Below are 6683 nucleotides of genomic sequence, written 5' to 3' on the forward strand. Positions count from 1 at the left end.
GCGTTGACCGCGGCTTTGTGGGGAATTTGAATTTCCTCCAGGGCGGCTTCCAGCTTGAAGCGGTGCAGATAGTCTCTGAGGCGGGCAATGTTCCCTTCCGTTTCAGAGGCGTAGATAATCCGCCCATTCAGGAAGAAGACAAACCAGTAGACAGAGGGGCTGGCCTCTACAAAAAGCTCACCGGTGCGCTGGCCCAGCTCGATGAGCTGAAGGATGCTGCGGATATCGATCTCTTGTAGTTTTCCTTGCATGGGATCCCTGCCTGCAGTCCAGCAAGATACGTCTATTATGACGCTAGTCTTTAACTGTTGCTGCCCCGCCGGTAAGGCCATTTTCGGGAAGAGGGTTAAAGTTTAAAAAAGTTGGGGTTTGACTTGGGCCGAGCGCCTGCATTCCCCGAGGTATCTCTGGACTCCAGCAGACCCTCCCAATTAGAGCAAAATGGAGAGAACTGCCACCAGTAAACCTGTTCTTTGAGTAACCTATGCTGCCAATTCTCACCTCTTGGGTGCTTGGCCCACTGTTGGCGCTCTACACCCTCCTGTTTGTGCTGCGCATCTTTCTGTCGTGGTATCCGCAACTGGATACTTCTCGGTTGCCCTACTCGTTGGTGGTCGGCCTGACGGAGTTTCTGTTGCGCCCGACCCGTCGCCTGATCCCGCCTCTGGGAGGTGTGGACATGGCCCCTGTGGTTTGGGTGGGCCTGGTTACCCTGTTGCGGGAGGTGTTGCTGGGGCAGCAGGGGCTGCTGACAATGGCCCTGCACTGAGAGCGTTTTTGCCAACCATCTCTCATCGACTCTGCAAAATTGGGATCCGCTCGCCGAGGCTCTGGAAAGGCTGGCCCTCGGCGCCTTCTCGGAGCTCCTCCTGTCTCTGTCGCAGTTGCCGGATCAGCTCCGGCACCACCTGGTAGAGATCCCCGACAATGCCGTAGTGGGCAAATTTGAAGATAGGAGCGGCGCTGTCTTTGTTGATGGCAATGATCGTCTGGGATTTGTCCATGCCCACGCGATGTTGAATGGCCCCAGAAATGCCGCAGGCGATGTAGAGCTGGGGGCGGACGGTCTTGCCGGTTTGGCCCACCTGGTGGGCATAGGGGATCCACCCAGAATCCACGGCCTTGCGGGAGGAGCCGACAGCGCTGTTGGGAAAACAAGCGGCCAACTCCCTCAACAGCTCAAATCCCTCTGGGGATCCCAGCCCGTAGCCGCCGGAAACGATCACCTTGGCGCGGGTGAGATCTACCGCCTGGGACAGGTTGCGCACCGTTTCCACAATCTGCAGGCGCAGATCGCCGGGATCCAAGTTGACCGGCACCGGGATCACTTCCCCCTGGCGGGATCTGTCCCAGGGCAGGGGCACCATCACCCCTGGTCGTACTGTGGCCATTTGCGGGTTTTTCCAGGGGCCGAGGATGCGAGCCTTGAGAGATTCGCCGAAGCTGGGCCGGATGGCATAAAGGCAGTCGGGGAAGAGGCCGGACTTGTTGGGATCTTTGCTGTTGGTGTACTCGAAGGGGCCAATGTCCAGCTCGGTGCAGTCAGCGGTCAGGCCGGTCTCCAGGTGGGCGGCCAAGCGAGGGGCCAGATCTCGCCCGGTGGTGGTGGATCCCAGCAGGATGGTGTGGGGTGGTTGGGGCCAGCTTTTGATCAAGTCCGTGATCACCCGGCGGTAGGGCAAGGTGCGGTATTCGGCCAACTCCGGATGATCGGCAATGAAGACTTGATCTGCCCCGTGGCCGATCAGAATTGGGGGCAAGTGGGCAATGTTGTATCCAAGCACAAGAGCGCTCAAGGTGGCTCCCAGCTTATCGGCCAGCCGCCGCCCGGCCCCCAACAACTCTAAGCCAATGGGCTGCAGTTCCCCGTTCACCTGCTCGGCGAAGACCACTATCCGCTTGCGATCCATAAAACTGTGACTCCTAGGTTGAGATCGGGATTGAATCGGGTCGAGGGCAATCTTGGGTGTTGCAATTGCGACGAGGTCAGCAGAGTCTTTCTGAGTTAACTTTTCACCGCCCAAAACCGGGAGCTTTCGCCGGCTAGCCACCCTGGGATCGATAGATGAGACGATGAGGATTGAAAGGTGATGGAGATAAGAATTGGCCAGAGGGATGCAAGGCAGAAGATCTAGGAAGTTGCCGCGTAGCGGAAGAGGTCAACGGCCTGAGTTAGTTGGTTGACCAGTTGGGGGACGGATTGTCCTTGAAAGACCTGACAGTTGCCGCCAATTTCCCCCACTTTTTCGGTGGCAGCCACGATGGTCGGAGATCCCTTGAGACCGCAGCGCTCCGGGTCTGCCCCCACATCGTCCAAGTTGAGGATCTGGATCGCCTCGGCCCGTGCCGCCTCATCCCGCATCAGCCGCTGCACCCGCTGCACACCCCGTAGGGTGGGGTAGGCCAAACGCCGAGCGGAATTGGCCACCGTGATCAAAACCGGCAGGGGCACCATCACGATCTGGGATCCCCCTTCGATGGCCCGCCGCGCCACCAGGATCCCATCCCGAATCTCGAAGGCTTCGCAATAGGTGACCTGAGGGATCCCCAACCGCTCCGCCAACTGCGGCCCCACCTGGGCCGTATCGCCGTCGGTGGTCTGGAGCCCGCAGAAGATCACATCGGGCCGGCCAGCATAGCGAACCGTCTGGGCCAGAGTATAGGCAGTGGCTAGGGTATCGGAAGCGGCCAAGCGGCGGTCGGTCATCAAAATACCCCGATCCACCCCGTGGGCAATGGCCTCGTAGAGCACCTCAATGGCCGGGGGTGGCCCCATTGTAATTGCCGTTACTCTCGCCCCATGCTGCCGTTTGGTTTGCAGAGCTGCTTCCAGTGCATAGCGATCAAAAGGGTTTAACATCCGCTTGGCCTTGGCGCGATCGATCGTGCCGTCACTGTTGATGCCGGCCTTGGCGTTTTGATCGGGAACTTGCTTAATCAGAACAAAAGTTTCCAAGGGCCTAAACTCCCTAGTGATCCCCTCCAGGTTAAAAGGGATCCCTGGGCGCCACACACTTATTCAGCTTTTTTTCGGGATCGGAAAAGCCACCCCGGCATTAAGCCCTCATAAGCTGCCTTTCCCAGCACATTGGTTTCCCAAGTTTAAGTAACCTTAAACAAAGTTTGAGATATTTCCTCACTGCTCTGGGTCGCTTGCGGTTCTCCCCTCAAGAGAAATTTGGGCTCCCTCCTGTGAACAGGACAAGCTTTGGGAATATCTCGCTTGGATGACAGAGCCAATCGCGACAGCGGGCCGTAGGCCTTTGAGCTACGTCTCTCACCGGTCATCGAGAAAAGTTGACCAGCTGGCAGGAAGGGCTAGCTGTCTGCAAAAGTCAACAGACAGAGGCCTCAAAGTTGGTACCGGATCATCCAGATCAGCCGATCATCCGCTCGGATTTTGGGGGAAGCAGGCTGTTGTCAAACACTTTCTTCAAAGGGGGCTTGCTAGACAAGCCAAAGCCATCCACCACCTGAGCAATTGAGGTTTCCATACGCGCGGGCACCACATCCCCCAAGCCAATTTCTCGCACCTCATCGGTAACAAACAGGCGCGGCATGGCCAGGGCGAGGCGCAATTTCTCAGTTGCCATATCCAGCACCTGCCCCTCGGCTTTGGCTTTGTCCAGAAGGGCCAACATGTTGCCATCGGTGTCGCGGATGGTGTCTTGCCAACCCTTAACATACGCCCGCAAAAAAGCTTTGAGCTGCTCCGGTTTTTCCTGCAGCAATTGCACACGAGTGATGAGCGCATTGCCGTACAGCTCAAGGCCATAGTCGTTGTAAAGGAAAGCCGTGATGTCCTCCAAGCTGACGCCGCCCCGCACCAGATTGGGCATGGCTGAGGTCATAAAGCCGCTGATGGCATCCACCCGACCTTGGATGAGGAAAGGTTCGCGCAACTGCGGCTCCATAGTTACCCACTCCACCGAGCCCGGATCGATGCCGACTTGCTTGGCAAAGACCGGCCAGAGCCGACGCGGCGCATCCCCTGCCGGTGCTCCTAGCTTCTTGCCCGCCAGTTGGGCCGGCTCCCCAATGCCCTTATCTTTCAAGGTGTAGATGCCAAAGGGAGAGCGATTGAAGTGGACATAGATCGCTACCAAGGGCACGTCCGGATTTTTGGCATTGAACTCGATCATGGAGTAGGGATCCCCTTCCCCCAGGTCGTACTGGCCAGCGGCAATCTTGGTGATGGAATCGGCGGAGCCATAGCCGCGCTCGTAGGTGACCTCCAGCCCCTCTTCGGCGAAGTAGCCCTTCAAGATCGCCGTTACAAGGGGGGTATCCATCGAAGAGGGCAACCAAGAGAGGGTAAACTTCAGGGGCGTCAGTCCCTGGGAAACCAGAAGCGGCCCGCGGCTCTGAGCCCTCGCCTTTAGCCCTCCAACGGCAACCCAAGAGGCAGCCGCAGCAGCAGATTGAAGGAATTGACGACGCGACGATTTCGGGATGGACATACTAGTAAACTCCACAGCAGCTGTCTCAGCAGAAATCCGCAAGCGGGAAGGCGAGCATTACCGCCAAACAACTTAGCAAAGCAGAGTTAAACTTTTGTATTCGGTGATACTTTGTACCCAAAAGCTTGGCCTAAAGCTCTGTCCCGTCAATTTGTCAGAGCCATCTTCGCAAAGCAGGCGAGCAAAAGCAAAGTTTGGCTGGAGGAGCATCTATTCTTTTGTCAGATTTTGTCAGAGCCGGTTGGCTGTCGATATGATGATGCTTTTACTGCCCCAGGCATCCCTGGAACCTCTCTCGACGTCTGCCGACACGAACAGCCATGGCCACTCAACCCGTATCCACCTCGCTGATTCGGTTTCTCACCGCCGCCGTAGCCGAGAGCATTCGACGGGCCTCAGAGGCGGGGCAACTGGGATCCCTGGCCCCCCAGCAAGCCACAGCGATTGCCCCCGTGATCCAGATCCCCAGCGACCCTCGCTACGGCGATTACGCCTGTCCCACCCCCCTGGGCATGGCCAAAGCCTGTCGCATGGCACCGACACAGATTGCCCAAACCCTGCAGAGCCATCTGGATCTGCCGGACATCGAAACCCAGGTGGCGGGGGCCGGGTTTATCAACTTCCGGCTGGGGGATCCCTTTTTGGCCAAGCGCTTGCAAGAGCTGCTGCATCTGGGAGAAAACTTCGGCAAAACAGCCATTCCCCATCCTGAGCGCATTCTGCTGGAGTTTGTCTCCGCCAACCCGACGGGGCCTTTGCACGTCGGCCATGGGCGCTGGGCTGCCGTTGGCTCTACGTTGGCCAACTTGCTGCACTGGACGGGCCACCAGGTGGAGCGGGAGTTTTACATCAACGATGCCGGCAACCAGATGCGGCTCTTGGGCCAGTCTCTGGAGGTGCGGGTGCGGCAACTGCAGGGGGAAGAGGTGGCTCTGCCCGAAGATGCCTACCATGGCAGTTACTTGGTCGATATTGCCCGGCGGCTGTTGGGTCAGGTCAAGGCCGGGATCCGCCCTCTGCCCACCACCCTAGAGGAGTACACCGATTTTGCCTATGGGGAAATGCTGGCCTGGCAAAAGCAGACCCTGCAACAACTACGCACCGAGTTTGATCACTGGTTTAGCGAGCGCCGCCTGCACACCCCCGATCCCCAGACAGGCCTGAGCGCCATCCAGCAAGCTTTGCAGGAGCTGCAAGAGCGCGGCTTTCTCTACAAAGCCAAAGCGCCGCGGGGTGAGGATCCCAAGCCAGGGGCCGAAGAGGCCGTCTATTTCAAAACCCAAGAATTTGGCGACGACAAGGATCGGGTGGTGCAAAAGGCCGATGGTTCGTTCACTTATCTAGCCGCCGATATTGCCTACCACCGGGATAAAGTGCAGCGGGGATATCACCGGCTGATCAACATTCTTGGCTCGGATCACCATGGCTATATCGGCCGCTTAAAGGCGGCGGTGGGTGCCTTCAGCCCAGATGTCAAGCTGGAAATCTTGATTGGACAATTTGTCAAATTGTTCAAAACCGACCCGCAAACCGGTGAGAAAACCGAAGTGCGCATGTCCAAGCGCACCGGCAACTTTGTCTCACTCAATGACCTGATCGAAGATCCAGAAATTGGCGTGGGGGTCGATGCAGCCCGCTGGTTTTTGCTTAGCAGCAGCATGGACAGCCCCATCAACTTCGATTTGGATTTGGCCGTCAAGCAAACTTTCGATAACCCGGTCGTGTATGTTCACTACAGCCATGCCCGCTGTTGCACTCTGCTGCGGCGGCTACAGGAAGAAGAAAAGGTTGAACTGACCAACAAAGTCCCTTTGACGGAGCAACAAAAACTGCCCTACAAAGAGCCAGAAGAGCGGGCCCTGCTGCTGCGCTTGTTGGCCTTGCCGGATGAGCTGATCGCCGCTGCCGAAGAGCGCGCTCCCCACAAGATCATCCGCTATGCAGAAGCCATCGCCGCCGATTTCAACAAGTTTTACGACAACTGCCGTATTTTGCCGCTCTTGAAAGAGGATCCCCTTTTGGCCCAAGCCCGCATCCAATTGGTGCAGGCCACGCAGCAGGTTTTGTTTAACGTCCTCACCGGCATTCTCGGCCTGAGCGCGCCGGAGTCTATGTGATTTACGAAGGAGTGCCGTAAGGCCCCCAGCTCACGCTCTGGGCGGAAGCCAGCTATAGCGGTCGCGAGTAGGTCAATTGCAATAAACCGTTCCACAACGCATAGTC

6 protein-coding genes are annotated in these 6683 nt (G+C 57.6%); 2 read left to right on the forward strand and 4 right to left on the reverse strand.

Annotation, left to right across the window (positions count from 1 at the left end; all coding sequences use genetic code 11):
• On the reverse strand, nt 1-251 hold a 251-nt coding region (locus NW819_RS10385; protein ID WP_414413691.1), incomplete at its 3' end, for a DUF4388 domain-containing protein.
• Between the two features lie 233 nt (nt 252-484).
• Here NW819_RS10385 and NW819_RS10390 point away from each other — a divergent pair.
• Nucleotides 485-769: a YggT family protein gene (locus tag NW819_RS10390; RefSeq protein WP_011433534.1), complete on the forward strand. Its 285-nt coding sequence runs from the start codon at nt 485-487 to the stop codon at nt 767-769.
• Nucleotides 770-791: 22 nt separating this feature from the next.
• Here NW819_RS10390 and NW819_RS10395 read toward each other — a convergent pair whose 3' ends face one another.
• The 3 genes from NW819_RS10395 to NW819_RS10405 form a co-directional block, all read right to left on the reverse strand.
• The gene (locus tag NW819_RS10395) at nt 792-1910 is read right to left on the reverse strand and encodes an electron transfer flavoprotein subunit alpha/FixB family protein (protein ID WP_414413692.1); all 1119 of its coding nucleotides are present in this window, start codon (nt 1908-1910) and stop codon (nt 792-794) included.
• A 221-nt stretch (nt 1911-2131) separates the two neighbouring features.
• Nucleotides 2132-2956: an electron transfer flavoprotein subunit beta/FixA family protein gene (locus NW819_RS10400; RefSeq protein WP_414413693.1), complete on the reverse strand. Its 825-nt coding sequence runs from the start codon at nt 2954-2956 to the stop codon at nt 2132-2134.
• Between the two features lie 421 nt (nt 2957-3377).
• Nucleotides 3378-4292 (reverse strand): ABC transporter substrate-binding protein, encoded by a 915-nt coding sequence (locus NW819_RS10405; protein WP_414408637.1) that lies wholly within the window; start codon nt 4290-4292, stop codon nt 3378-3380.
• Between the two features lie 488 nt (nt 4293-4780).
• Between NW819_RS10405 and argS the strand changes: the two genes are divergently transcribed.
• The gene (argS, locus tag NW819_RS10410; protein WP_414413694.1) at nt 4781-6577 is read left to right on the forward strand and encodes an arginine--tRNA ligase; all 1797 of its coding nucleotides are present in this window, start codon (nt 4781-4783) and stop codon (nt 6575-6577) included.
• The last annotated feature ends 106 nt before the right edge of the window (nt 6578-6683 follow it).

This window comes from Synechococcus sp. R8-2, assembly GCF_047461715.1.
Classification (GTDB): domain Bacteria; phylum Cyanobacteriota; class Cyanobacteriia; order Thermostichales; family Thermostichaceae; genus Thermostichus.